Genomic DNA, 25,122 nt, shown 5'->3' on the forward strand with positions numbered 1-25,122 from the left:
TGCGGCAGGTTTTCTTTGTTTCAGAACCAAATAGATCAAGCCTTGAAAAACCGAAACCTCTTTGTCCTCGCCTTCTTTGCACTGATTACGACTTTTTCGGGCTGCGATTTTTTCAGCACCAAACCCGACGAGCCGCCGGCTTCGGGGCTCAGCCTTGCCGACAGCCTGAAACGCGTTCGTGAGGAGCAATTCGCAACTACTCTCGAAGAAGCAGCAGACCAGATCCGTTTTGTGCTCGAAAACAGAATGCCCGGCCAACGCTATTTGGTCGAAGAGCGCGCCCTGTTCAGTTCGGTGTTGCTTCCGCGTTTCTACACCAGCCGGGCATTTAAGCCCTTCTGGTTTTCGCATCCCGACAGCCTGCGCAAAGCGGAAAACATGATTCAGTTTATCGGGCAAACCCGGTATCACGGGCTGCTGGCCGAAGATTACCACCTGGCAAAAGCTTCGGAGCTTTTCACGCAGATGAAGGCCGACAGCGCTGCCATCTTCGATGCTGTTGACCTGGCCCATCTCGACCTGCTGCTTTCCGACGCCTGGTTTATGATAGCCTCGCACCTCTACAACGGCAAGGTGGACCCCGAAGACCTGTCGGCCCAGTGGGGCATTCAGCGCAACAGGCCCGAGCTTCAGCTCGACAAACGCCTGTCGGCCTTCGAAGGCGATGATGCGTACGGGGTAATGCAGCAGTTTTTTCCGCCACATCCGGGCTACCCTGCCATGGTGAAGGAAGCTGTAAGACTGAGCCAGCTTAAAGGCTTGCCTGCGCTAAACTTCAGGCCGCAGCAAACAGCCATCAAACCCGGCGAAACCGACCCGCTGCTCCCGGGTATTCGCCAGCGGCTTGAGCTCTGGGGGCTCTACGAACCCGACAGCTTGGCAAATGCAGAATATTACGACGAACATACTGCCGAAGCAGTCAGAAAAATTCAGAAAATATTTGGTTATCAACAGGATGGAATAATTGGCCGGCTCACCCTGAACGCCATCAATATGAGCCCGGAGCAACGACTGAAACAGCTCTATGTGAATATGGAGCGCCTGCGTTGGTTGCCCGACTCGCTCGAAGCCCGATATGTTTTGGTGAACATAGCCGATTTCAGTCTTTACGTGATGGCAGGCAACGATACCCTGCTGCAGATGAAAACCATCGTCGGAAAAGACTACCGCTCCACACCGGTTTTTAATTCCAGAATTACCTACCTGGTTTTCAGTCCCTGGTGGACCGTGCCTCCGGGTATTCAAAAAGCAGATGTAATTCCGGCTGTTGCCCGCAACATCAACTATCTGAAAGAGAAGAATATGCTGGTATTCAATGCCCGTGGTCAGCAGGTTGACCCGGCCACCATCCATTGGAGACGCGAGGGCATGCGCTACATCATCCGGCAGGCTCCAGGTCCGCAAAATGCACTGGGCAAGGTGAAATTCATGTTCCCGAACAAATACAATGTTTACCTGCACGACACCCCGTCGCGCGAGCTTTTTGCCCGCGACGAACGCACCTTCAGCTCAGGATGCATTAGGGTGGAAAAACCCTTTGAGCTTGCCAGGCTGCTGCTCGACGACCAGCCCGAATGGACCGACGAACGCATCCGGCAGGCCATGAACAGCGGAACAGAACGCACAGTATTGTTGCGCAAACAACCTGGAGTGTACCTTTATTATCTGACCGCCTGGGCCACTGCCGATGGACAAATTGCCTACAGAACAGACATTTACGACCGCGACGAAGAAGTGTTTACAGCGCTGCAGCAAAAAAAGCGCAGTTCGCTTTCATCAAGTGAACCCGATTGAGCATTTTTGCAAGGGACTTTGTGGGATGAAACAGAAGTTATTCCGACTTGCATTGATATTCCTCCTCATGGCTGCCGCCTGGTGGCAAAGACCAGGATATGTTCCGGTTGAACTGCCTGAGCCTGACAATACAGCACAGATCGTGTTTCCGGACGGCATCAATCCCGCACTGAAACAAGCATTTCTGGAACGCTATGAGCTGTTTGGTCAAATGGCCGCTAACCCTGTGATGACCTTTATCGATTACAGCCTGCCTTCGACCGAGCCAAGGCTCTGGGCTTTCGATCCCGCAACAGGTAAAGTATTGTTGCACAGCCTTGTGGCGCATGGTCAGCAGACAGGCGAAAACCAGGCCGTTCATTTCTCAAACCGTGATGGCTCGCACCAGAGCAGCCTTGGATTTTATCTGACGGACGAGGTGTATCATGGCAATCATGGCCTGTCGTTGAGGTTAAGGGGACTTGAAGAAGGCATCAATGACAGGGCCTTCGACCGGGCTATCGTCATTCACGGAGCCGACTATGTGTCGGACGATTTCATACGGCAGCACGGCCGGTTGGGCCGGAGCCACGGCTGCCCCGCCCTGCCCCATGAAAATGTTCCCGAATTCATTCGGTTGACCGCCAAAGGCTCCCTCATCTTTGTGTACCATCCGGAATACCTGGCGCTGTTGCAATCGGTCAGCCAGCCTGTGGCCCAGCAGTTTAGCGAATTGAACAAATCGCAAACAATTGATTAGAAATACGTCAGACCAATCCACCACCTGTCCGTTGTGCAGAGGAAGTTCGGTGTATTTTCACAAGCAAAAAGACCGGGTATTTTTCATATGCACTCAGTGTGGGGGAGTATTTGTGCCAGCATGGCATCATCCCTCAGCTGAAGCCGAATTTCAGAGATACCTCAAACACCGGAACGACGTACACAATCCGGGGTACAAAGCCTCGGTGCAGCCTGTGATTGATTATATCCAGCAAAACTACGCCCCGTCGCACCAAGGTCTCGATTTTGGCTGCGGCCCTGCTTCGGCGGTGATGTACTGGCTAAAGGAAGCCGGCTATAATATCGTTGGTTATGACCCTTTTTTCGAGCCATCCACCCGACTGGAGGAGGAAAATTACGACTACATCACCTGCACCGAAGTGATCGAGCATTTCCGCCGCCCTGCCGAAACCTTCGGCCTGCTTTACAGCCTGCTCCGGCCGGGCGGACAACTGGTTTGCACCACAAAACTCCTGCCCGAGACAGGCGACTTTAAAAATTGGTATTACAAAAACGACCTGACGCATCTGTTTTTTTACACCGAAACCAGCCTGTACAAAGTGGCTGAATTGTGTGGTTTTAAAAGCTATGCTATTGATGGTCTGCTAATTAAATTTGTAAAGTAGATTTTTTGCAAAATTCAATACGGAAAAAATACTGAAAAGTGGCAATCTGGAACCATATCAGTTTTCGGCCAGGCCGCCGTTTTGCCCTGGATTCACTTCTCTCGCAACGGTTTTAAGTGATTCTTTGCGATTTAATAATATGCTTTCAGCGTATCGGGTAAAGCGATTGTTGTAATATTGTGCCTTAAACTCAAATCGGGAATTAGTGGAAACGATTTACTTGATTTTTGTCGTCGTTCTTTTCATTCTGGCTATATCCGACCTGGTGGTTGGTGTGAGTAACGACGCGGTGAATTTCCTGAACTCGGCCATCGGTGCCAAAGCTGCCCCGTTCAGGATAGTGATGCTGGTAGCTGCGCTCGGGGTGTTGGTTGGAGCCACTTTTTCGGGTGGAATGATGGAGATTGCCCGTTCGGGGGTATTCAACCCGGAAATGTTCAATTTTTCGGACATCATGATCATCTTTCTCGCGGTAATGATAGCCGACGTGATCCTGCTCGACACGTTCAACACCCTCGGATTGCCCACATCCACCACTGTATCAATTATTTTTGAATTGCTCGGTGCTTCAGTGGCCATCGCGCTGATGAAAGTGAGCGCTGCCGACAGTGGCCACAACCTCAGTGAGTACATCAACAGCAGCCGGGCGCTGGCCATCATCTCGGGCATCCTGCTGTCGGTGGTGATCGCCTTCACCTTTGGCGCATTGATTCAATACATTACCCGCGCAATTTTCTCGTTTCGTTATGAGCCTCGGCTCAAATACCTGGGAGGTGTGTTTGGCGGTTTTGCCATCACCTCAATTGTTTATTTTATCCTGCTCAAAGGCGCCAAAGATGCCTCTTTCATGACCAAGGAAGCCTATGCCTGGATTTCAACACATGGCAGCACCATTCTTATCACCAGCTTTGTGGGCTTCAGCATCATCCTTCAGGTTCTGTATTCTTTGTTCAAAGTTAACATCCTGAGAATCATCGTACTCACAGGCACCTTTGCCCTGGCCATGGCTTTTGCGGGCAACGACCTGGTGAACTTTATCGGGGTACCGCTTGCCGGTTATGAGTCATACAAAACGTATATCAACAATCCCGGCATCGACCCCAACCTTTTCCCGATGTCGTCGCTGCGCGAAGCCATCAAAACCCCGACAGCCTTTTTGCTTCTTGCCGGGCTGATCATGGTGGTCACCCTGTACACCTCCCGCAAAGCCCGTTCAGTCATCAAAACTTCGGTTGACCTGAGCCGGCAGGACGAAGGACAAGAACGCTTTGGCAGCACACCACTCTCGCGGGCCATAGTCCGGCTTGCATTGAATATTTCGGAGAGTGTATCCCAAATCGTTCCACAAAATGTTAAGACAAAGCTGTCGCAACAGTTCGTGCAGCCGCCACACGACAAACACGATACGGATGCTCCGGCATTCGACATGCTCCGTGCGGCTGTGAATCTGGTGGTTGCGTCTGGTCTTATTGCTTTCGGCACCTCGCTCAAATTACCCCTCTCGACCACCTATGTCACTTTTATGGTGGCCATGGGCACCAGCCTTTCCGACGGAGCCTGGGACCGCGAAAGTGCAGTTTACCGCATCACGGGCGTATTCTCGGTTATTGGTGGGTGGTTTATCACTGCCCTGTCGGCCTTTCTGCTCTCTTTCACCATTGCCATTGCGTTCTACTTTGGAGGCAACATCGCCATCTTCCTCATGATCGGCCTGGCTGTGTTGCTGGTATATCGCACCCATGTGTTGCATCACCGCAAAGAAGCACAGGAAGCCTCGTCGCGCAAAGAGGTGATGGAAATCAATTCTGAAAATATCCTCGACACCTGCATCAACAACATCACCGAAATCCTTTCCCAAACCCAACTGGAATACAAGCGTTGCATCGACGCCGTATCTGACGAAGACATCAAATCGCTGAAAAGACCCGCAAAAAGGTTGAAAAACTTGCAGCCAAAGCCAAAGAGCGCAAAAATAACGTGCCTATTATCATTTCCAAACTCAGGGAAGACGCCTCTGAATCGGGACACTATTACGTGCAAGCCCTGGATTACCTGCGCGAAATATTGCATGCGATGAACTTTATTGTTCAGCCGGCATTTGAGCATGTGGACAACAACCACAAGCCCTTTACGCAGGCACAAACCAACGAGCTCAGACTGTTGAGCCAGCACATCGGCAAGTTCATGACCCATGTGGCAACCGATATAACTGATAAAAACTTCAGCAACCAGGAGTTTATCCTGAGCGAACAACAGAAGCTCCTGGCTACGATCGACCTGTTCAGGAAAAACGAGGTACGCCGGCTAAAAAAAGGCGCCTCTTCAACCCGCAACAGCCTGCTTTTCATGAACATCCTGCAGGAATCGAAAAATCTGCTGCTGTTTGTGGTCAACCTTTACAAAGCTCAGCGCGACTTTGTGAACTACCACGAAATGCGCAAAAAAACACCCCCTCTCCCGCCGGTTGAGCCACCTCAGGCCTGAGGCAGCACTACCTCACATCAGTATCCGAAAAAACAAAGACGCTGCCGGCTGAGGTTCTGGCCGGCAGCGTCTTCTATTTTCTGTGAAAGCAATTATCTTCTTGTTGGCTGGTAAATTTTCTCCGGGTTCCTGTATCCGGGACGGTCTTTGTACCAGTCGTTGAAAAGCTCTCCGCCGCTTTCGGCCCATTCGCCAAACTTAAGGTGGGCATCGAGCACTTCGGTCTTTTCGATGGGGTATTCAAAGCGCTCGACGATGTTGATGGCCCATGGCAGGTTGTTTGAGGTTTTGTAGTAGCGGCCCTGCGAGGGAATGCTGTTGTCGTGGCCACTGCCGAGCAGGGCAGGATCGGCCAGGGCTGTGGGCGCTTTATCAGGCAGGTGCACTTCCACCCCGCGTTGCTTGTTCACGATGATAAACGGATTGAAAGGCGCAATGCCCAGCTGGCTCAGTGGCACAGGCTGGTTGAATACGACATTGACCTGAAGGGTATCGGGTGTGATGAAAGGCACCTCGGGAGTGGTATTGGCCCCGATGCTGGTGCCAACCGGAGGTAAAACGTCGTAGGAGTCATCCCAGACAATAATCACGGCATTGGGCTGATTGGACTCAGTACCATTTGTGTTTAGCTGAATATAGTTGCTGACTAACCGCTGGCCGCTTACCGATTGCACTTTGTCGTAAGGCACGGGCAGTTCGATACCAAAACCATTGTGGTAAAAGGCTCCGTGTGCCCGCAGGATAAAGGTTCCCTGAATCTCAACCACCTGATTGCTGCCATTGGTAATCTGGTTGAAATTGTAGTCGATCACGGCATCGTTGAAGTCGTAGTCGCCGCGATATGGCCACAAATCCTCGAATGCCAGGGTGCCAAAATTACCCTGCGAGAAGAAATAGTTGTTGAAAGCCCTTTCGGGGTCGTCGGGATAATCGTCAAACTGATCGGGGATGCCGTCGCCATCACGATCCTGGCCTGTGTAGTCCACAATCGGGAGTTTGCTCGGATCGATGGACTGTACTGGATTGGCAGTCACATAAAAGATTGCGTCGTTGAAGTCGTGGTCGCATCCACTCTGGGTGCGTTTGATGTCTTCGATGCCCAGCAGGAACAGCTGGCGGCCGGGGTCGCGCAGGAGCACTGTTTGCTGCGACAATGGATTGCTTGCCGGCCCGTTGAGGTGCTTGGTGGAATAGACAATCCAGCGGCCATCGGTGACCTGTCCGTTTTTCCAGCCATCAGCAATGAGCGCAAAGGCAATGGTGGTGCCGGCATTAAAACGCCCGATTTTGACCTTGTTGCCCGGCTGCAGGCCACCTCCGCTCCCCTGCATCGAAGCATTCGGAAAGATGATGGTAATAGAATCAATAGCGGACGGTGTGGCAGGCGGATTGTTGGTGGGATATGTGTAAAAACCCAAAACGTTCAGGTAGCCTGCCCCTTCGGTCACGAAAGTTACCCAAACATCGCAGGTTTCGACCAGGTTGATGTTGTGATCGTATTGCGGAAAGAAATATTCGGGATGGGAAACGTCGAGCCGAACGCGCTCAGGAAGCGTATTGTTGACATCGTCGAGAAATGATGCGGTGATGGGATCGTTGACCGGCTCCAAATAAGCCGGAACTCCCTGGGAGTTGTATGCCCCGAGAAATTTATACACTGCATTGGCAGCCTTTGGCACCATCACCTCCCTGAGTTGCGGAGCCGACGGAACTCCGCCAAACACCACATCGAAACCGTTCGGACCAAGACTCACTTCCCTCGCATTGACCAATCCCACATAGTCGGTGCGAACATACAAACTGGTGTAGTAGGCCGGCACCTGATAATCAACTATATATTTGCCATCCTGGCCAGTCACCCCGCTTGTGATCAATGTACCCCCTTCGGCAGGGTCATGTGTGTACACCTCAAACTTTGCGCCGGAAATGGGCTGACCGAGGTTGTCGAGCGCCCTTATCGAGAACCTGGCATTTTTTGTCGTTTGCCATGTGAAACTACTGGGCACCGAAAGGCGCTCCATCTTTGTTTTTCCCGAATCATCCGGGCCTGTAATCTTGCGGCACGAAACTAAAGCAGCGCAGCAAACTGCCAGGGAAATAAGCGCAAGGTTCTTCATAGCAAAATCGTTTTTTTCCCGCGGGCAAATTTAATGCCAGCTGAACTTAATTACTGTATATCAATCATTTGCGATAAATTACCCTTTTGCCTGTCTCCAAAGAAAAGACGATTTTTCCACGAAAGGAAAACGATATCTCCACAGGAATTGGACCGACCGGGTTCAATTGTCGGATAAAGTTAAAGCTGCTTGGAAAGCTGGTCAAGCCTTCAGGAAAAAATCTTTTAAAAAAAACTCGCCTGTTCAGCTTTAACGGATAAGTCAGCTCCGGCTGTAATTCTGAAAAGCGACCACAAAGCGTTCCCGCCCGTGATGATCCTCGTGCACCCGCACATCGGCCAGACCGGCCTCCTTGAAAAGCTCTGCCACATCGGAAGCATACGCGCTGTGGCATTCCACAGCCAACATGCCCCCGTTCTGGAGTTGTGTTGTGGCCAGCTTTGCCAGGGCATGGTAAAAAATCAAAGGCGATGCATCAGGAACAAAGAGCGCCAGGGCCGGCTCGGCAAGCACATGTTTTGCCAGCGTATTCTTCTCGCTTTCGGGCACGTAGGGCGGATTGGAAAGAATCAGATCATAGGGGGCGTTTTCATCCGGCCCCGGATTAAGCAGATCCTGATGAATAAATTCTACTTCCGCTCCTAAGCTGACCGCATTTTGCCGTGCCTGTTCCAGGGCAGGTAGGGAAACATCGCTGGCCCAAACCTTGACCGAGGGATGCCGCAGCTTCATGCTCACCGCAATGCAGCCCGATCCGGTGCAGGCATCGAGCGCCTTCAGCTCATCTCGTTTTCCGATGAAGCCGGAGGCCAGCATGAGCATCCCTTCTGTCTCCTGTCTTGGTATGAGTACCGCCTCATTGACAGCGAAAGGGTGTCCGTCAAACCAGGCCACACCGGTCACATACTGCAACGGTCGCCCGCTGCGCACCTCTTTAACGGCAAAGTGCACCTCAAGCATCTCGGATTCCGAGATGCGCAAATCCGGTTCGAGGGCCATCGCCATGCGGTCTATTCCAAGAAAATGACGGATGATCTCGCGGACAATATTAACCGCCTCGCGGGCATCATACAATTCGCTGAGCTGACGGGCGTAATAGGACATCACATCACTCAGCCTGTTCGAAGGCACTTTCATGCGTCGGAAAATGAAAAAACCCGGCTTTTGCCGGGCTTGGGTGGCAGATGGGACTCGAACCCACGACCCTCAGAACCACAATCTGATGCTCTAACCGACTGAGCTACAGCCACCGCTGCAAAGATACAATCTTTTTCGAAAATGAAAACAGATTTTTCATCATTTCGCCTTGTGGAGCTTTACTCAGCTTACAACCAATTGTATCACAATAACATCTTTTTCAGCGAGAATTAATTGAGCCATTCATCTGACAGCAAATCATAATTGTTAGCTTTACACGTTCTTTCCACAAAGCAATATCTAACCAAAAACCTGCAGTCATGAAAAAGCTTTTTCTTGCAGCACTATTGCTCAGCCTGACAGGCCTGGCAAAAGCACAGTTCGACCTGGGTCCCAAGGTTGGTTTTACGGCCTCCACCCTCACAGTTGATCAGGATTCCATCACGAACGGATTCCGGAACGACTTTCTTTTTGGTGCATTTGCCCGCATTGGCAACAAAGTGCACCTGCAACCCGAAATTATCTGGTACACCAAGGGCACAGTATTTAAGCCGGTTGAACTCAACTCGCTTTTACCGGTTGAACAGGAAATCACCCTGTCAGGAATTGAAATCCCCGTACAACTTGGCTTTGAGCTGATCGACCTGGAGCTGATCAAACTGCGTGTATTTGGCGGACCTGCTGCCAATTTTGTGGTCAATAAACAGATCCAAACCACACAAGGCAGCTCCTATACCAATCCCATCAAGGAAACAGACATCAAAGACATCTTGTGGGGCCTTAAACTTGGGGCAGGGATAGATATTTTGATGTTTGCCATCGATGTGAAGTATTCCATGGGACTGAACGATGTGATTGGTACGGTGAACATTGGCGGAACCCCTGTGCAGTTCGACTCGCGCAGCAAAGCGTTTGAAGTAAGCATTGGCTGGAAAATCCTCTAAGCACGCATGCAGAAGATCTTTGCCTGGTTTTTCATCTTGCTGATTATCCTATATCTATCTGTGACCAGTTGCAAGTCAGGTCGTAACAGATTCGATATTGATCAGCGCGAATTACCGCAAGTCAGTCTGATTTTCCGAGATTTTAGTTCAGCTTTGTTCGAAGCCGACACCGCACGTTTTGCCGAATACCTACGGCAGCTTCAACCCGACTTTCTTCCTTTTCTGAACGCCAATCTGGAGGATACAGCCAACATCAACAGACTGAAAAACTTTGTTGCTGATACCCTGGCACGCAGGTTATATCACCGGACCAAAGAAGTCTTTAGCCGCACAAACACCTGGAAATCACAACTCGAAACCTCGTTCAGAAGGTTTCGCTACCATTTTCCGGAGATTCAACTACCCGAGGTTTACACCTTTATCTCGAACGTGCAACCCGAACAGGCTGTCATGGTTGGTTCAGGTGAGTTGCTTGTGGCCCTCGACTGTTTTCTGGGAGCAGATGAAGCCGTTTATTCCAAACTGGGGATTCCACGCTACATGGCTGCAAAAATGACTCCTGCACATCTGGTTCCAGCCATATGGTCGGCCATGTATGAAGCGCATATTGAGGACAGAACACTGCGCACCAGGGTGTTGGACGAAATGATAGCCTCCGGCCGGAAATACCTCTTCATGGAAGCCATGATGCCCGATCTGCCTGATCACATCCTTTTTGGCGTGGAGCCTGAAAAGATGCGATGGCTCGAAGCGCACGAGGGCGAGATCTGGCTTTCGCTGGTCAGCGAAGGACTGCTCTACAGCAGCGAACCTGTGGTATTCCGGAAGCTTCTTTCCGATGGACCTTTTACGGCCGAATTCTCCTACGATTCACCGGCCCGTATTGGCGAATGGGTAGGCTGGCAAATCATGCGCAGTTATGCCCAACAGCAAAGCCAGAAGCCCCTGCAGGCTTTGCTTACAGAAGGAGACGCCCAAACCATCCTCAGCCTCTCGAGATACAAGCCAAAACGTTGATTCACTGATGTGTAAAATATGCCCACGTATTTAGAATCCAAAAATAACCCGTAATTATTCCAATCCTAAGCAAACGCAGCGTATTATCCCTTCATTCTGGTAATCATCCCAATCACAAACCAACATGACCACATTTAAGCAGCGCATACAAACCCTACAACCCAAAAGTATTTTCAGGCACCTGGTAGCCGGCTGGGCCATCGGCATGGTGGTTGTCAGCTTTTTCATCCTCACCGCAGACTCCCCTCATCCGGAATGGGGAGCCTTCTGGATGGTGCGACCACTCATCCTCACCCCGCTGATATCAGCCACCGGAATGCTCGCATTTTTCCTGCGATCCCTGGCAGAACCAAAATCAAAGATCGGGAACACACTACTGTTTTTCAGTGGGTTAATGCTTTATCCGATCGCCCTTCGGGTGGGTATTGTGCTTGGTTTCGACGGCACCATGTGGAACTGATAAAGCATTTTCGGCTCATTTTGTTTTTCCGGCTACACTTTGTTACCTTTGGTCAACCAATGACCAAACCATCGTTACATGCTTGTTAAAACATTCGGAAGCGCGCTATTTGGCATCGAAGCCATCACCATCACCATTGAAGTAAATATTGACAAAGGCATACAGTTTTTTCTTGTCGGGCTGCCCGACAGCGCGGTAAAGGAAAGCCAGCAGCGCATCGAAGCCGCCCTTCACAACAAAGGATATAAGTATCCAAAACAAAAGGTTGTCATCAACATGGCTCCGGCCGATATCCGAAAGGAAGGTTCGGCCTACGACCTGCCCATTGCCATCGGCATCATGGCAGCTTCGGGCCAGGTGAAGCCCGATATGCTTGAAGACTTCATTATTATGGGCGAGCTCTCGCTCGATGGCGGCCTTAAACCCGTAAAAGGAGCCCTTCCCATCGCAATCAAGGCACATGAGGAAGGCTTCAAAGGCATGATCATCCCTCGCGAGAACGCCGCCGAAGCTGCCATTGTGTCGGAACTGGAGGTGTATGGGGTGGACAGCATCGACCAGGTGGTGGACTTTCTGAACAACGAATTGGTGCTTGAACGGCAGATGCCGGGTATTGATGCCGACTTTGGGAGCAGCCTCGACGCTTATGAGTTCGATTTTTCGGATGTCAAGGGACAGGAAAACATCAAACGCGCATTGGAGATTGCTGCAGCTGGCGGACACAACGTCATCCTGATTGGGCCTCCAGGCTCAGGAAAGACCATGCTGGCCAAGAGGCTGCCCTCCATCCTGCCACCCCTTACATTGGAAGAGGCTCTGGAAACCACCAAAATACACTCTGTGGCCGGATTGCTTGGCCGCAACACCTCTCTGGTGAGGGTACGTCCTTTCCGCTCGCCGCACCACACCATCTCCGATGCGGGTCTGGTGGGTGGAGGCACCTATCCCCAGCCCGGCGAAATATCGCTGGCCCACCATGGGGTGCTTTTCCTCGACGAATTGCCGGAGTTCAAACGCTCCGTGCTCGAAGTGATGCGTCAACCCATGGAAGACAGAATTGTGACCATCTCGCGCGCCAGGTTGTCGGTTGATTTTCCGGCCAGCTTTATGCTTGTGGCCGCCATGAATCCCTGCCCTTGTGGCTACTACAACCATCCCGAACAGGAATGCGTGTGCGCCCCCGGCCAGGTGCAGAAATACCTCAACAAAATCTCCGGCCCGCTCATGGACCGCATTGACCTTCATGTGGAAGTAGTCCCCGTACCTTTTAAAGACCTTGCCAACCGAAGCACAGGCGAGCCAAGCGCCCTCATCCGGCAAAGGGTACTCATGGCCAGAAAAATACAGGAGGAACGTTTCAAAGCACATCCTAAGGTGTTTGCCAATGCCCAGATGAGCAGCAAGATGCTGCACACCTTTTGCGAAATTGACGATACCAGCCGCAACCTGCTGAAAAATGCCATGGAACGCCTCAGCCTTTCGGCCAGGGCCTACGACCGCATCCTCAAAGTGGCCCGCACCATAGCCGACCTGGACCAAAGCCCTCGCATCCGCCCCGAACATATTGCCGAAGCCATCAACTACAGAAGCCTGGACCGCGAAAATTGGGGGAGCTGATATTGTGCTAATTATCCGCATTAAGATCATCCTGCAACAACTTAATTCAACCATCCTGTAACCGGAAAAAACTGAAGTGAAGCGCTGGGCTTACATTAAAGGTCAAACGACCCTCTGCTGGAGTGAAAATCGTCCGATAGATTCATGTAGCATAAGGGCAGGATTAAGACATCAATAAAAACGCCGGCAGCAAAATTGCCACCGGCGTTTTTAGATTGGAGTTCTTTAAAATATTATTTCATCACCCAGTAGCCCCAGGCTGGCAGGGTTATTGGCTCACCGGAGGCAAGGGTGCGCGTTTCGCCACTGATCAGATCGGTGTAGGTACCGGCAAGGTTGCCATCGTTGATCACCAGCTCCTGAGGTTCGGAGGTGACATTCAGGAACACCATGAGGCGGTTATCGCCTTTCTGCCGGATAAACGAGAGCACTTCCTTGGGTTTGTCTGTTTCAATTTTGTCGAAACTTCCGCCATTATTGGCATTCCACAAGGCTTCGTTTTCCTTTTTGATCCGGTTGAGGGTAGTATAGAATTCGGTGAACTCAGCACCTTTGTTCCAGTCGATCAGGTCTTTTTCGAAGAAGAGCAGGCGGTGATCCAGGCCCACTTCCTGACCGTTGTAGATAAGCGGAAATCCGGGGATGGTATAGGTCATGACGGCAAAAGTTTTGGCGCCCTCACCCATGCGTTCGAATTCGGTGCCGTTCCAGGAGTTCTCATCGTGGTTCGAAGTAAACATCATGCGGTAGGAACTGGGGGCAAACAAGGTGTCTTCCTTGGCAAAGTAAGTCCAGACATCCTCGGCCGTTTTTTCACCTTTGGCCATGCTGTTCATGATATGGTGAAATTCCCAGGCGTAGTTGGCGTCGAAAGCCCGGACCATCAGGTCGCGCTGCCCTTCGTCTTCGGCAAGCATAAACACAGGTTTGATGGCATCGAGCTCGGTGCGGGCTTTTTCCCAGAAAGCTGTGGGGACCATGCCGGCCACATCGCAGCGGTATCCGTCAATGTTGGCCTCCTGCACCCAGAACTTGAGGGCGTCGATCATGGCATCCCACAAGGCGGGGTTGTCATCATAATTGAGGTCGGCCACATCGGTCCAATCGAAAGGCGACACGATGTCGCCATTTTCATCGCGGTTGTACCATTCGGGATGTTCCACAGTCCAGGGGTGGTCGTGGGCCGTATGGTTGGCCACCCAGTCGAGGATCACCTTGAACCCCATGGCATGCGCCTCTTCCACAAGCTGTTTGAAGTCGTCGAAGGTGCCAAATTCCGGATTGACGCCTTTGTAGTCTTTCACAGAGTAATAACTGCCCAGGCTGCCTTTACGATTCTCAACCCCAATGGGGTGAATGGGCATGAACCAGAGAATATCCACGCCAAGCTCTTTTAAGCGGGGCAGATGGGCAGCAAAGGCTTTAAACGTTCCTTCGGGGGTAAACTGCCGGGTGTTCACCTCATAGATGACAGCGTTTTTGGCCCATTCGGGGGTTACCACCTGCGAAAAGGGTTTGGATTTTGTCTCCGCAGTTGTTTTGGTGCCTTTGCAACCAACGAATACCATGCCGGTTACCAGCAAGGTGAGCATGAAAGCGAGGATTTGCAACATGTGCTTTTTCATTACGTTAAGTTTTGGTTATAAATAATTATCTGATATACAATTCATTATCTTCTCCATACCACACAAATCTCAGGTGCCACTGGCCACTGTCGTCGAGCCAGAAACCTGGAACGGGTGCGCTTTGCTGCCGACGGTCGAGCTTGCGCAGCTCGGTTTGACCAAACCTGGCTTCGCGGACGTTTTTATTCTGTCCGTAGAGGATCACCTCAACCAGGCGCGATTCGGGCATCCCGGCCCAGCCTTCGCCCTGGCGCGAAAAATTCAGGCTGATATGGGCAGGTCCCTGCTGGCCTTTAAACCGCAAAAGCTCGTAAGCCCCTGATTCATAGGTGCCAAAGCTTGCACCATCGTCTTCAAACATTTCCCCACTTAAATCCTGGCCCGAGCCCGGAAGATAAGTGTGTAAAAAGAGCTTGCGCGAGCTGTAATGGTCGGTGGTATTGAAAGGCTCCACGCGGGGAATGATGCTTCCGGCTTTGACAAAAACGGGAATGGTTTCGTCGGCGGTTTGCACCTGCATTCTGCGTCCGCCGTTCACGCGCTGCCCGGTCCAGAAGTGATACCATATCCCCGTTGGAAGTTCGACATTGACCGACCTCACACCCGGAGCCGTTACAGGAGCCACGATCATGTCGTCGCCAAAGTAATAGGCATCGAAGTACGCATCGAAGCGCTGGTCGGCCGGGTGATGGAAAAACAATGGCCGGGTGATGGGTATTCCGCTCAGGCTGTGCTTCCACGAGGCCGTGTAAATATAGGGGTGCAGCTCGTTGCGCAGCTTCATGAAGCGACGGACAATGTCCTGTGTTTTCTGACTAAAATAGACAGGCTCCGATGGGATGGTCGAACCGTGAGGCCTGAGGATGGGTGTGAAACAGGCAAACTGCAGCCATCGGGTATAGAGCTCGTCGTCTTTCGTCCCGGTGGCAAAACCGCCGGCATCGGAATGCATGTAGGGCAGCCCTGACAGGCTCATGTTGAGCATGGCAGGCAGCTGGGCTTTGAGCCCGCCCCAGCTGCGGCTCACGTCGCCGCTCCAGGGCACGATGCCGTAGCGCTGTGTGCCGGCAAATCCGCTCCGCGCCAGGAAGAAGAGCCGCCTGTCGGGGAAGTCTTTCCGGAAGTTCTCCCAGATCATCTTTGCCCAGTAATGCCCGTAAATGTTGTGTACCTCGTCGGCCTTGCCCCACACATGCACTATGTCGGACGGATGACTTTCCGGTTCGCCCAGGTCGCCCCAAAGGCCTTCGACCCCAATGTCGAACTGCTTGCGGTATTGCTCCCAAAGCCATTGCTGGGCTTCAGGCCTGAAAATATCAATCAGCGATCCGGTGCCGAAATAGAATTGTTTGTCGAGGTACGACCTGCCCAGGCTGTCGCGAACGAGGATGCCCAGTTCGTCGGCTATCTTCCAGTTGGCCAGGGTGTCGATGATGTAGGGCTCGGAAATGGTGATGGTTTTCACCCCCTTCGACCTGAAATCTGCAATCATCTTTTCGGGATCGGGCCAGGAAGGTTTCCACCAGTCAAGTCGGCCCAGGTGACCCATGATGCTGTCGCCAAACCAGTAAAAATCGAGGATGATGGCATCAATAGGAAAATCGTTGTCAATCATCAGATTAACAATGCTGTCGGTTTCGGCCTGGGTGCGATAGGCCATGCGCGACTGCAGGTTGCCGAATGCCCAGCGTGGCAGCATCGGCTGGGTACCGGTCAGACCGGCATATCGCTGCATCAGGGAAGGAAAATCTTTCCCGACAACCAGGTAATATTGCATCGGCCCGCCTGCAGCACCAAACTCCAGCACCCCGTCGTTTTTCGAATCTACATCGAACCAGGCTTTGTGCGGATTGTCCACAAACAGCATGTATTTCTTTGAGGAGACGAGCAAGGGCACCTGATAGTTCAGATTGTCGGCACCAAACTGGTAATTGTAATCCGGCCGGTTGTACAAACCAAGCTTTCGCCCGCGCAGGTTGATGCCGCTTGCCCGGAAACCCGATCCGTACAACTTTTCATCCTCATCGAGCCGGAAGCGCATGCCCGACGCATCGGTGTGCGCAAACAGACCCCGCTCGTCCTGCAGCAGCAGTTTACCGTCTTTAAAATAACTTACCCTGAAAGGTTTTTTGTTGACAAGCACCTGGATATCAGGCAGATCGTAAATAAGCGCGCTCTCCGATTCAACAACCGTACCATGGATGCGTTCAGGCCTGGCCACCACGGCATGCGAACGGGCAAAGCCTTTGAACCCGGCAGGATGCCAGCTGGTGTGCAAAATCTGTGAGCTGAAAGGCCTGAACACCACATCGCCCCGTGAGGTTTTGACAATCAATGCGCTGTCGGTTTGCTGATAGCCCTGATAACCAAGGTCTTCGAACAGGTATTCGGCAGGCCTGACCACAGGTGGCTTGTATCCTTCAAGCGGGATGTAGATGTCGGTTTCTTCTTTGGTTTTGCCAACCAGCGAACCATCTTCGTTGCGGAAAACGAGGGCAATCTGAAGGACTTTGAGGTCTTTGTCCACCCCAAAAAATTCATAGGGCACAAAACTCACTTCATAAACATCCTGTTTCACCCGATTCATTACTACCCTCTGGTCGGGCTGACCCCAGTTGCCCACCACGAACTTCCAGTCGCGCTCATCGCGACTCTGGGCGGTAATCAGACCTGCATGAAAGTACACCTTACCCTGGTGTCCTTTGAGTGCGGCATTGCCCCGGCTGGCATCGTAGGTGATTGTGATGCGGTCGGCCACACCGGGTTGTGCAGGAATTACCGTAACTTCCTGGGCATGAGTATTTTTTACCAACAGGAAAAGTCCGGCAGTAAAGAGCTCAAACCAATACTTAAGTCTTTTCGACATATTTTAGTCCTCGATTTTAGCGTTTTAGTTCGATGATCCGGGCCGACATGGCCGGTACCGAAATGGTACGAAGCTGGTCGAACCAGGTGCGGTGGAGCACATCGGTACCCGAGGTGAAACCATCCAGGTTTTCAGCAAAACGTTCCGTGGTAAATGTGCGGCTTTCTTCGTTGTTGTTCAGCACCACCATCACCGATTCGTTCTCATCGTGCCTGAAATAAACGTAAACTCCGTTTTCGGGGACATAGTGGGTAGTTTTTCCGTAGTGGATCACCTTTTTATTTTTTCGCCAGTTGAGCAACATTTGCATGAAATCCAGCGCCTCGAGCTGGGTGGGCTTGAGGTTCCTGCGGTCTTTTACGCTGCTTTCATCGCCGGGCCATCCGCCGGGGAAATCTTCGCGGATAAATCCATGTCCGGAATGTTCCCAACCGGTCATGCCAATTTCTGTGCCGTAATAGATCTGCGGGATGCCTCGTACCGTGAGCAAAAATGTCATGGCCATACGAAACTTGCGCATATCTTCGCCCAGGGCCGTAAAGATGCGATCGGCATCGTGGTTGTCGGCAAAGACCACAATATTCATGGGTTCGGAAAACAAAAAGTCGAGGCTGAGGCTTTCGTAAAGACGGGAAACACCTGTGCTCCAACCATTTGACTCATTAAAGGCATCGCGTATGGCATATTTGAGCGGGAAGTCGAAGAGATGTTTCAGCTCCGAGTCGAAACCGTTGGCATTGGCCGCACGGCCCATCCAATAGGCCACCTGAGGGGTGGTGTTCAGCCATACTTCGCCCACAACAGAAAAATTGGGGTATTCCCGGTTGATGCGTTGTTTCCATTGCTTCATGAAAGTCTTTCCGCTGTAGGGATAAGTATCTACCCGGATTCCGTCCAGGCCGGCATATTCTACCCACCATACGCTATTCTGAATGAGGTAGTTAGCAACAAACGGATTGTCCTGGTTGAAATCGGCCATGCTGGTATCGAACCAGCCGCGCAACATGCGCTTTTTATCGGCTTCCGAGGCGTAGGGGTCGGTGAGGGTTCCCCCACGGTAGTTCGATCGGGTGAATTCTGGCCAACGGTTGATCCAGTCGGAAGAGGGAAGGTCGTTCATCCACCAGTGGTTTGTGCCGAAATGATTGAAAACCATGTCTTTAACTATCTTCAATCCTTTGTCATGGGCTTTGGCTATGAACCTGACATAGTCGTCGTTGGTTCCGAATCGGGGATCAACTTTGTAAAAATCGGTTATCGCATAACCATGATAAGAAAATGCGGGCATGTTGTTCTCGAGCACCGGATTTAGCCAGAGGGTCGTCACAGCGAGCTTGTTGAAATAATCAAGATGCGCCTCGATGCCGGCCAGGTCGCCACCATGCCGTCCGTCGGGATTTGATCGATCGGCCTTTTCGAGCATACCCGGCATGTTGTCGTTGTTTGGATTGCCATTGGCAAAACGGTCGGGCATAAGCAGGTAAATGACGTCGGAATTGTCGAATCCCCCACGCAATGCCGAGCCAGGTTTGCGGGCTTTGAGTTCGTAATTATATACCAGTGGTTTTTTCCGCAGGCCGCTGAAACTCAGCTGCATGTTGCCTGGTTGTGCTTCCGGACGGATGAAAAGATTGATAAACAAATAGTTCGGATTTTCAACCATTACCACATCCCTGAGCTCGACCCCCGGATATGAAAGGCTGACGCGGGTTTTTCCGATATCTCGCCCATACACCATAAGCTGCAGTTCACCCTCGGCCATTCCGGTCCACCAGAAGGGAGGCTCAATGCGGCTGATTTCCTGGGCCTGAAGGAAATTGTGTCCCGTAAAAAGGACAAAGGCAAAGGCAAGTAAACGGTGAAAACGGGAAATTTTCATGCGGATTGAAGATTGTTAAACAGAGTTGAAGTTTACTTTGTAAAGATATGAAAATGGCGGTAAGAGGTTGGAAAAACCGCAGCTACAATTTGGCAGGCGCCTGCAAACGGTTGTGATGCTTTAGCAGGTCATGCTTTTGACCAGGCGCTCAATGGTCTGGCGGTCGGGCTTTCCAGAACCGGTAAGTGGGAGCCGCTCGAGGGTGATGATGCGCCTTGGCAATTCTTGTGCCGGCAGCCTGAACTCGGCTGCTTTCCAGAATGAATAGAGCTGACGGGGCGTCAGCCTGCCTTCGAGCACCACAACAGCAATGGCCCCTGCCTCAGGGTCGGGCATTGGAACCACTGCCAGCGGCCCTTCAACCAGGTCAGCGAGACGCTGCTCTACAATTTCGGGATGAATCTTCACGCCAGCGCTGATGATCACATTATCGGCCCGGCCCAGGATTTCGAAACTGTTGTCAGGGTAAAGCCCAACCAGATCGTTGGTTATCAGATGTTTATCTGTAAGCATGGGTGCTTCAATGCACAGGCAACCACGATGGTCGGTGCTCAGGTTGATGCCCCTTAGCGGCCTGAACCTGTTTTCTCTGCCAACTCCGTTCACTTTGCGCAAGGCAATATGACTCACGGTTTCGCTCATCCCATAGGTATGCCAGATTTCGGTCTCCAACACCTGGGCAGATGCTTCGATGGCAGGCGCAATTGATGCGCCGCCTAAAATCAACTTCCGGATACGGCCAAATCGTTCAGGCGATTCGCTCAGTGCCCGTGCAAACTGAAAAGGCACCATGGCGGCAAAGTCAATTTCAGCTTCCAAACCTTTCAGGGGGTTATCTTCCGGCCTGATTACCAGAAGGTTCATCCCGGCAAGCAAAGCCCTGACTACCATAATGCGGCCGCCAATATAGGCAGGAGACATGCAGAGCAGCGCGGTTTGCCCTGATTTGAGACCAAAAAACTCAATGGTCAGGGCTGCACTGTTGCGCATATGGGTTTTGGAAATCCGGATAAGCTTGGGCTGTCCGGTTGAACCCGAGGTTTGCTGGTCAATGAATTCATCCTGATCAAACCACTGGCGCAAAAAAACACCCAGCTCCCGAAGGTGCTGTTCGGGCGAATCTGTAAGCCACAAATGAGTTTCCGGATCCCCGAAAGAGAGATGCTTCCCGTTGATGATCAGTGTGTTAGAGTTACCTATACGCATCATCATAGCTCAGGCAATTTCCAACCCAAACCGGAATCATACCATAGGGATGCATCGCGGATATATAGCGGACTGGGGATATTGTTGTGATAAAGCTGACCGGTGCCCAGACCTTGTGGCATGTTGTTGTGCAAAGTGGCCGTCCATTGGGCGATCGCATTCAAGCCCAGATTCGACTCGAGGGCCGACGTGACCCACCAGCCTATTCCCAGCCTTTCGGCTGCGGCTATCCACAATGCGCTCTTGCGCAAACCACCCAATAAACTGGGCTTCAGTATGATGTAATGTGGACGTATGGCATCCAGCAGATTGAACATCTCTTCGTCGGGCTGGCCAGTCAGCTCTTCATCCAAAGCAATGGGAACCGGGCTCTGCCGGCATAGTTCGGCCATCAGCTCAATCTGGCCAGCTTTTATGGGCTGTTCGATGGAGTGAATGTGATAGTCGGAAAGCCTTTTGAGTTTTTCGAGGGCCTCGTCCGCACGGAAAGCGCCATTGGCATCGAGCCGGAGGGTAATCTGCTCCGGGCCGTAGTGTTTTCTTATTTCGGCAATCAAAGCCAGTTCGTCCTCAAAGTTCAGGGCGCCAACCTTGAGCTTGATGGTAGTGAAGCCCCCGGCGATTTTTTCGTTGATTCGGGCTTTCATTGTTGCAATGTCGCCCATCCAGATCAGCCCGTTGATAGGAATACCTTTTTGCCCTTCTGTAAAAGCTGACGGAAACAGACACATGCTGCCTTGTTTTTCGAGCGAGGCCAGAGCGGTTTCGACAGCAAATGCCAGCGCAGGAAAACGAGCAGCGTGCAGAGAAGTGAATTGGTCAACATCCAGGCCATGGGCCGAAAGTTGCGCAATGAGCTCAGATAGTTCTTGAACCGGATCCGGACTTAGCCCGGGAATGAGGCTGCATTCGCCCAAACCCGTGCGGGCAGGGTCGTCCGGATCGGTAAGGCGGATAAACCAGCCATGCTTTTCGGTGAGCACCCCCCGGGAGGTTCCGGCCTCAAAACGAAATTTTAAGGTGTATGGCCTGGCTTTAAACGCGAGCATCAGAATTGAAGACTTATCCCGTAAACAAGCACAAGCAAAAAGGTTTTGACAGCCTGCCGGCGAAGGTAGGGGTCCAGATCGGCGTAGCCGGGTGAGTTGAGCACGCCCCTCAGGTCTTTAATGAACAGCGGCATCAGCAACAAAAAGAGCCAGGGGGTGAGCCCATCAGTACGGATAAGGTTGTAGATCGACAAAAGCACAAAAGGAGTGATAACCAGAAAAATGTGATAAAGCAAGGCGTTGTTGTAGCCCATGATCACCACCAGTGTGCGCTTTCCGCTGAAACGATCGGCAGCCATATCGCGCATATTGTTGATATTGAGCACGGCTGTGCTTAGCAAACCCACCGCTGAGGCTGGCAGAAAGATGGCCGGATCGAATTGCCCGTCGAGGACAAGAAAATACGTACCTGCCACTCCGGTGAGACCAAAAAACAGAAAAACGAAGAGGTCTCCCAGGCTGCGGTAACCATAAGGTCGGCTGCCAACCGTGTATTTAATTGCTGCCAGGATGGCTGCTAAACCGAGTAAAAGCATGGCTACGGCAGCAGCGCTATTCAGGTTCGACAGGCCAAAAAGCAACCAAAGTCCACTGACCAGCGAGAGCATTGCCATGACAATGACCCCTGTTTTCATTTGAGCGGCACTGATGGCTCCGCTTTGCACCATTCGTTTTGGGCCTACGCGCTGGGCACCGTCAGTACCTTTGGTGGCATCGCCCAGGTCGTTGGCAAAGTTGGATAAGATCTGCAGAAAAAGGGTGGTCAGGGCTGCCCCAAATGCAGCAGCTCCGTTGAACGAGGGCTCCCTGGCTGCCACAAAAGCTCCCATACCCATGCTGGCAAATGCCAGAGGAAGCGTGCGCAGGCGGGCTGCACTGATCCAGTCTTTGATAGGAGCCATCAGAAATCAGGGAAATTTGGGAAAACGATGAAAATCGGGTTCACGTTTTTCGAGGAATGCCCGTTTGCCTTCCTGAGCCTCCTCTGTCAGGTAATACAACAATGTGGCATTGCCTGCAAATTCCTGCAAACCAGCCTGACCGTCGAGTGCGGCATTGAGGCCAAGCTTGATCATCCGCAGGGCAATCGGGCTGCGCTTCATCATAATCTCACACCATTCCACTGTGGCATCCTCGAGCTGCGCGAGTGGCACCACACGATTGACCAGTCCCATCTCAAGCGCCTCGGCTGCAGAGTAGAACAAATTCAGAAACCAGATTTCCCGGGCCTTTTTCTGCCCCACGATACTTGCGAGATAAGAAGATCCAAAGCCGGCGTCGAAACTGCCCACCTTTGGACCAACCTGCCCGAAACGGGCGTTTTCGGATGCGATGGTCAGGTCGCATACCACATGAAGCACATGGCCCCCGCCCACAGCCCAGCCATTCACCATGGCCACTACGGGCTTGGGCATCGAGCGGATCTTCTTTTGTACATCCAGCACATTGAGTCGCGGAATACCCTGTTCGTCTATATAGCCTCCCTCACCTTTCACCTGCTGGTCGCCACCACTGCAAAATGCCTTGTCGCCGGCACCGGTCAGGACGATTACATAGATATCCTGGTCTTCGCGACAAATATCGAGCGCATCGGCCATCTCAAATACCGTCGTGGGCCGGAAGGCATTGTGCACCTCAGGCCGGTTGATGGTGATCTTGCCGATATGGTTCCATTTCTCGAACAAAATGTCTTTGTACTCCTTAATTGACTGCCAGTTACGTTTTGTGCTCATGAGAATCTTTTTGAAAATAACGCCAATTGATATGTTTGGTTCACTGTGCAAAGTTAATATATGAAAAACGAAGGCAGAAACGCGACCCGACCGAAGCTTCGAATCTCGCAGATCAGGCCATCTTTTGGCTGTTGGATGCCAGAAATTTAAAATAGCATTTCAGCATGGCCGCACTTCTGGCTGCGGGGGTAAACACTTCGAGTATCGAAGGTTTGTCGGATGGCGCAAAGAATGCCGGCAAGCTCCGCCGCAGGCTTTCGATATCGCCGGCCACGAAATAGTGGAGCCCGTAAGCCGAGGCCAGCCCTGCAGCACTGGTGCGGTGCGACGCCTCGAAAAAACGCTCCAGCAATCCGCTGTCCGATGGACCATCAATAAACCGGAAGATGCCGCCACCGCCATTGTGGATGACGATGATCTTCAGATCAGGACTCAGATGCTTGTGCCACAGCCCGTTGGTGTCGTAGAAAAATGCCAGGTCGCCGGTGATAAGCAAGGTAGGCCGGCCACTGGCCAGGGCAGCCCCGGCCGCAGTGGAAACGCTGCCGTCGATGCCGCTGGTGCCCCTGTTGGCAAACTGCCTTCGGCCATGCGGATGATCAAAAAGCTGGGCGTAACGCACCGGCGTGCTGTTGGATAGCTGCAGGTCGTAGTCCTCAGGCAAATGGTTGAAAACTACCTCGTAAACCTTCAGATCGCCAAAGCTGCAACGGTCAAGATACTGATCATGAAGCTGTTTACCTTTTTCCTGCAACTGCTGCCACAGCTGCCTGAACGTACTTTCACTCCTCTGGATTCGTCCGGACAGCAATGGCAGAAAAACAGATGGCGCAGCAGGAATATGGATGTTGAGATGCTTGTATGTATCAGGACTGTCATGGGCGGGATCCACATGCCAGTGCTGCATGTTTTTTGCTTTCCTCAGAAAAGCCTTGATGCGCTTGGAGACCACCTGACCGCCCAGAGTGAGCAATATTTCCGGCTCATAGGCCTCCGGTTCCGGCATCACACTCAGGCTGCGGTCGATGGCGCTGACAAAACCATGACCGTACAGGTTGGAGGTGGTTTCGGTGAGCACAACCACTGAGGGATCGGCGGCAAGCAGGCGCACCGCCTCCTGCACCTGAGGGTCAGGCATCATCTGACCCACAAGAATCATCTTCCGGGTGCTGCCATTCCAACTTGCAACTAGCTTATCAAGTTGTTGCGGATGAGGCAAAAACTCACCTCGGAGGATGCTGATATCTTTAATTTCGCCCGGAAATTCAGCCGGCAGGTTGTACAAGGGCTCACGAAACGGCAGGTTGATATGCACCGGCCCGGCAACAGGCCATTGCAGGGCGTTGAGTGCTTCAGCTGACAGGCGGCCGGCAAACCAGAGGTCATCTTCGTTGTGTACTTCGGCAGGTAGGCTGACACTCTTGCGCACATGCAGATCGAACAAGCCTTGCTGGCGGATGGTTTGTCCGTCGGCCTGGTCCACCCATTCGGGCGGACGGTCGGCCGTGAGCAGCAGCAAGGGAATGCGCTGATAAAATGCCTCGGCCACAGCAGGGCCATAGTTGAGGGTGGCTGTTCCAGAGGTACAGGTCAACGCAACAGGTTCGCCTGACTGCTGGGCCAGACCCAGCGCAAAAAACCCTGCACTACGCTCATCCACAATGGTATAGCATTCCATGCCAGGCATGTTGCACAATACTGACACGATGGGTGCATTGCGCGAACCCGGCGAAACTACCAGCCGCCTGATGCCACGCCGGCGAATCAGGGTAGCCAGGTATAAAAGCCCGCTTTTGGGATGTATCATGG

Annotated in this window: 17 protein-coding genes, 1 tRNA gene and 1 pseudogene; 8 read left to right on the forward strand and 11 right to left on the reverse strand. The window is 52.1% G+C overall.

The window, feature by feature from the left end; all coding sequences use genetic code 11:
- Nucleotides 1-42 precede the first annotated feature (42 nt).
- From IPM52_05650 to IPM52_05665, 4 genes and pseudogenes are all read left to right on the forward strand, one after another.
- Nucleotides 43-1,794: a L,D-transpeptidase family protein gene (locus IPM52_05650; GenBank protein MBK9291091.1), complete on the forward strand. Its 1,752-nt coding sequence runs from the start codon at nucleotides 43-45 to the stop codon at nucleotides 1,792-1,794.
- 25 nt (nucleotides 1,795-1,819) lie between these two features.
- Nucleotides 1,820-2,533 carry a murein L,D-transpeptidase catalytic domain family protein gene (locus IPM52_05655; protein ID MBK9291092.1) on the forward strand — a complete coding sequence of 238 codons (714 nt, stop codon included), beginning with the start codon at nucleotides 1,820-1,822 and terminating at the stop codon, nucleotides 2,531-2,533.
- Nucleotides 2,526-3,179, forward strand: coding sequence for a class I SAM-dependent methyltransferase (locus tag IPM52_05660; GenBank protein ID MBK9291093.1), 654 nt, complete (start codon nucleotides 2,526-2,528; stop codon nucleotides 3,177-3,179). The genes IPM52_05655 and IPM52_05660 overlap by 8 nt, the downstream gene beginning before the upstream one ends.
- A gap of 205 nt (nucleotides 3,180-3,384) precedes the next feature.
- Nucleotides 3,385-5,663: pseudogene (locus IPM52_05665) on the forward strand (inorganic phosphate transporter).
- 92 nt (nucleotides 5,664-5,755) lie between these two features.
- On the opposite strand, the gene IPM52_05670 reads toward IPM52_05665, so the two are convergent.
- From IPM52_05670 to IPM52_05680, 3 genes are all read right to left on the reverse strand, one after another.
- A complete protein-coding gene (locus IPM52_05670) occupies nucleotides 5,756-7,780 on the reverse strand; it encodes an LruC domain-containing protein (GenBank protein ID MBK9291094.1) in 2,025 nt (674 codons plus the stop codon).
- A gap of 261 nt (nucleotides 7,781-8,041) precedes the next feature.
- The gene (gene prmC, locus IPM52_05675; protein ID MBK9291095.1) at nucleotides 8,042-8,917 is read right to left on the reverse strand and encodes a peptide chain release factor N(5)-glutamine methyltransferase; all 876 of its coding nucleotides are present in this window, start codon (nucleotides 8,915-8,917) and stop codon (nucleotides 8,042-8,044) included.
- 39 nt (nucleotides 8,918-8,956) lie between these two features.
- Nucleotides 8,957-9,030 (reverse strand) — tRNA-His (locus IPM52_05680).
- A gap of 207 nt (nucleotides 9,031-9,237) precedes the next feature.
- On the opposite strand from IPM52_05680, the gene IPM52_05685 reads away from it, so the two are divergent.
- From IPM52_05685 to IPM52_05700, 4 genes are all read left to right on the forward strand, one after another.
- Complete coding sequence (locus IPM52_05685) at nucleotides 9,238-9,861, forward strand: PorT family protein (GenBank protein MBK9291096.1); 624 nt, start codon at nucleotides 9,238-9,240, stop codon at nucleotides 9,859-9,861.
- 6 nt (nucleotides 9,862-9,867) lie between these two features.
- A complete protein-coding gene (locus tag IPM52_05690) occupies nucleotides 9,868-10,878 on the forward strand; it encodes a hypothetical protein (protein ID MBK9291097.1) in 1,011 nt (336 codons plus the stop codon).
- Between the two features lie 124 nt (nucleotides 10,879-11,002).
- On the forward strand, nucleotides 11,003-11,338 hold the full coding sequence (locus tag IPM52_05695; protein MBK9291098.1) for a potassium transporter KefB: 336 nt from the start codon (nucleotides 11,003-11,005) through the stop codon (nucleotides 11,336-11,338).
- Nucleotides 11,339-11,416: 78 nt separating this feature from the next.
- Nucleotides 11,417-12,955: a YifB family Mg chelatase-like AAA ATPase gene (locus tag IPM52_05700; protein ID MBK9291099.1), complete on the forward strand. Its 1,539-nt coding sequence runs from the start codon at nucleotides 11,417-11,419 to the stop codon at nucleotides 12,953-12,955.
- Between the two features lie 233 nt (nucleotides 12,956-13,188).
- Here the strand turns inward: IPM52_05700 and IPM52_05705 are convergent, their stop codons facing one another.
- From IPM52_05705 to menD, 8 genes are all read right to left on the reverse strand, one after another.
- The gene (locus tag IPM52_05705) at nucleotides 13,189-14,547 is read right to left on the reverse strand and encodes an alpha-glucosidase C-terminal domain-containing protein (protein MBK9291100.1); all 1,359 of its coding nucleotides are present in this window, start codon (nucleotides 14,545-14,547) and stop codon (nucleotides 13,189-13,191) included.
- A 58-nt stretch (nucleotides 14,548-14,605) separates the two neighbouring features.
- Nucleotides 14,606-17,446, reverse strand: a complete 2,841-nt coding sequence (locus IPM52_05710) for a DUF5110 domain-containing protein (GenBank protein MBK9291101.1) — start codon at nucleotides 17,444-17,446, stop codon at nucleotides 14,606-14,608.
- A 16-nt stretch (nucleotides 17,447-17,462) separates the two neighbouring features.
- A complete protein-coding gene (locus IPM52_05715; protein ID MBK9291102.1) occupies nucleotides 17,463-19,325 on the reverse strand; it encodes a glycoside hydrolase family 13 protein in 1,863 nt (620 codons plus the stop codon).
- Nucleotides 19,326-19,445: 120 nt separating this feature from the next.
- On the reverse strand, nucleotides 19,446-20,537 hold the full coding sequence (locus tag IPM52_05720) for an AMP-binding protein (protein MBK9291103.1): 1,092 nt from the start codon (nucleotides 20,535-20,537) through the stop codon (nucleotides 19,446-19,448).
- Nucleotides 20,534-21,580 carry an o-succinylbenzoate synthase gene (menC, locus tag IPM52_05725; GenBank protein MBK9291104.1) on the reverse strand — a complete coding sequence of 349 codons (1,047 nt, stop codon included), beginning with the start codon at nucleotides 21,578-21,580 and terminating at the stop codon, nucleotides 20,534-20,536. Before menC ends, IPM52_05720 begins: the two co-directional genes overlap by 4 nt.
- Entirely contained in the window at nucleotides 21,580-22,482 is a 903-nt protein-coding gene (gene menA, locus IPM52_05730) for a 1,4-dihydroxy-2-naphthoate octaprenyltransferase (protein MBK9291105.1), read from the reverse strand. The genes menC and menA overlap by 1 nt, the downstream gene beginning before the upstream one ends.
- Before the next feature lie 6 nt (nucleotides 22,483-22,488).
- Nucleotides 22,489-23,313, reverse strand: a complete 825-nt coding sequence (menB, locus tag IPM52_05735; GenBank protein ID MBK9291106.1) for a 1,4-dihydroxy-2-naphthoyl-CoA synthase — start codon at nucleotides 23,311-23,313, stop codon at nucleotides 22,489-22,491.
- A gap of 112 nt (nucleotides 23,314-23,425) precedes the next feature.
- Nucleotides 23,426-25,120: a 2-succinyl-5-enolpyruvyl-6-hydroxy-3-cyclohexene-1-carboxylic-acid synthase gene (gene menD, locus IPM52_05740; protein MBK9291107.1), complete on the reverse strand. Its 1,695-nt coding sequence runs from the start codon at nucleotides 25,118-25,120 to the stop codon at nucleotides 23,426-23,428.
- Nucleotides 25,121-25,122: the final 2 nt, after the last annotated feature.

The sequence above is a fragment of the Bacteroidota bacterium genome (genome assembly GCA_016715945.1).
Classification (GTDB): domain Bacteria; phylum Bacteroidota; class Bacteroidia; order Bacteroidales; family F082; genus JALNZU01.

Coding starts and splice junctions, on each gene's coding strand:
- IPM52_05655 (MBK9291092.1), top strand. CDS start 1,820: ATGAAACAGAAGTTATTCCGACTTGCATTGATATTCCTCCTCATGGCT.
- IPM52_05670 (MBK9291094.1), bottom strand. CDS start 7,780: ATGAAGAACCTTGCGCTTATTTCCCTGGCAGTTTGCTGCGCTGCTTTA.
- prmC (MBK9291095.1), bottom strand. CDS start 8,917: ATGAAAGTGCCTTCGAACAGGCTGAGTGATGTGATGTCCTATTACGCC.
- IPM52_05685 (MBK9291096.1), top strand. CDS start 9,238: ATGAAAAAGCTTTTTCTTGCAGCACTATTGCTCAGCCTGACAGGCCTG.
- IPM52_05690 (MBK9291097.1), top strand. CDS start 9,868: ATGCAGAAGATCTTTGCCTGGTTTTTCATCTTGCTGATTATCCTATAT.
- IPM52_05695 (MBK9291098.1), top strand. CDS start 11,003: ATGACCACATTTAAGCAGCGCATACAAACCCTACAACCCAAAAGTATT.
- IPM52_05700 (MBK9291099.1), top strand. CDS start 11,417: ATGCTTGTTAAAACATTCGGAAGCGCGCTATTTGGCATCGAAGCCATC.
- IPM52_05705 (MBK9291100.1), bottom strand. CDS start 14,547: ATGCTCACCTTGCTGGTAACCGGCATGGTATTCGTTGGTTGCAAAGGC.
- IPM52_05710 (MBK9291101.1), bottom strand. CDS start 17,446: ATGTCGAAAAGACTTAAGTATTGGTTTGAGCTCTTTACTGCCGGACTT.
- IPM52_05715 (MBK9291102.1), bottom strand. CDS start 19,325: ATGAAAATTTCCCGTTTTCACCGTTTACTTGCCTTTGCCTTTGTCCTT.
- IPM52_05720 (MBK9291103.1), bottom strand. CDS start 20,537: ATGATGATGCGTATAGGTAACTCTAACACACTGATCATCAACGGGAAG.
- menC (MBK9291104.1), bottom strand. CDS start 21,580: ATGCTCGCGTTTAAAGCCAGGCCATACACCTTAAAATTTCGTTTTGAG.
- menA (MBK9291105.1), bottom strand. CDS start 22,482: ATGGCTCCTATCAAAGACTGGATCAGTGCAGCCCGCCTGCGCACGCTT.
- menB (MBK9291106.1), bottom strand. CDS start 23,313: ATGAGCACAAAACGTAACTGGCAGTCAATTAAGGAGTACAAAGACATT.
- menD (MBK9291107.1), bottom strand. CDS start 25,120: ATGATACATCCCAAAAGCGGGCTTTTATACCTGGCTACCCTGATTCGC.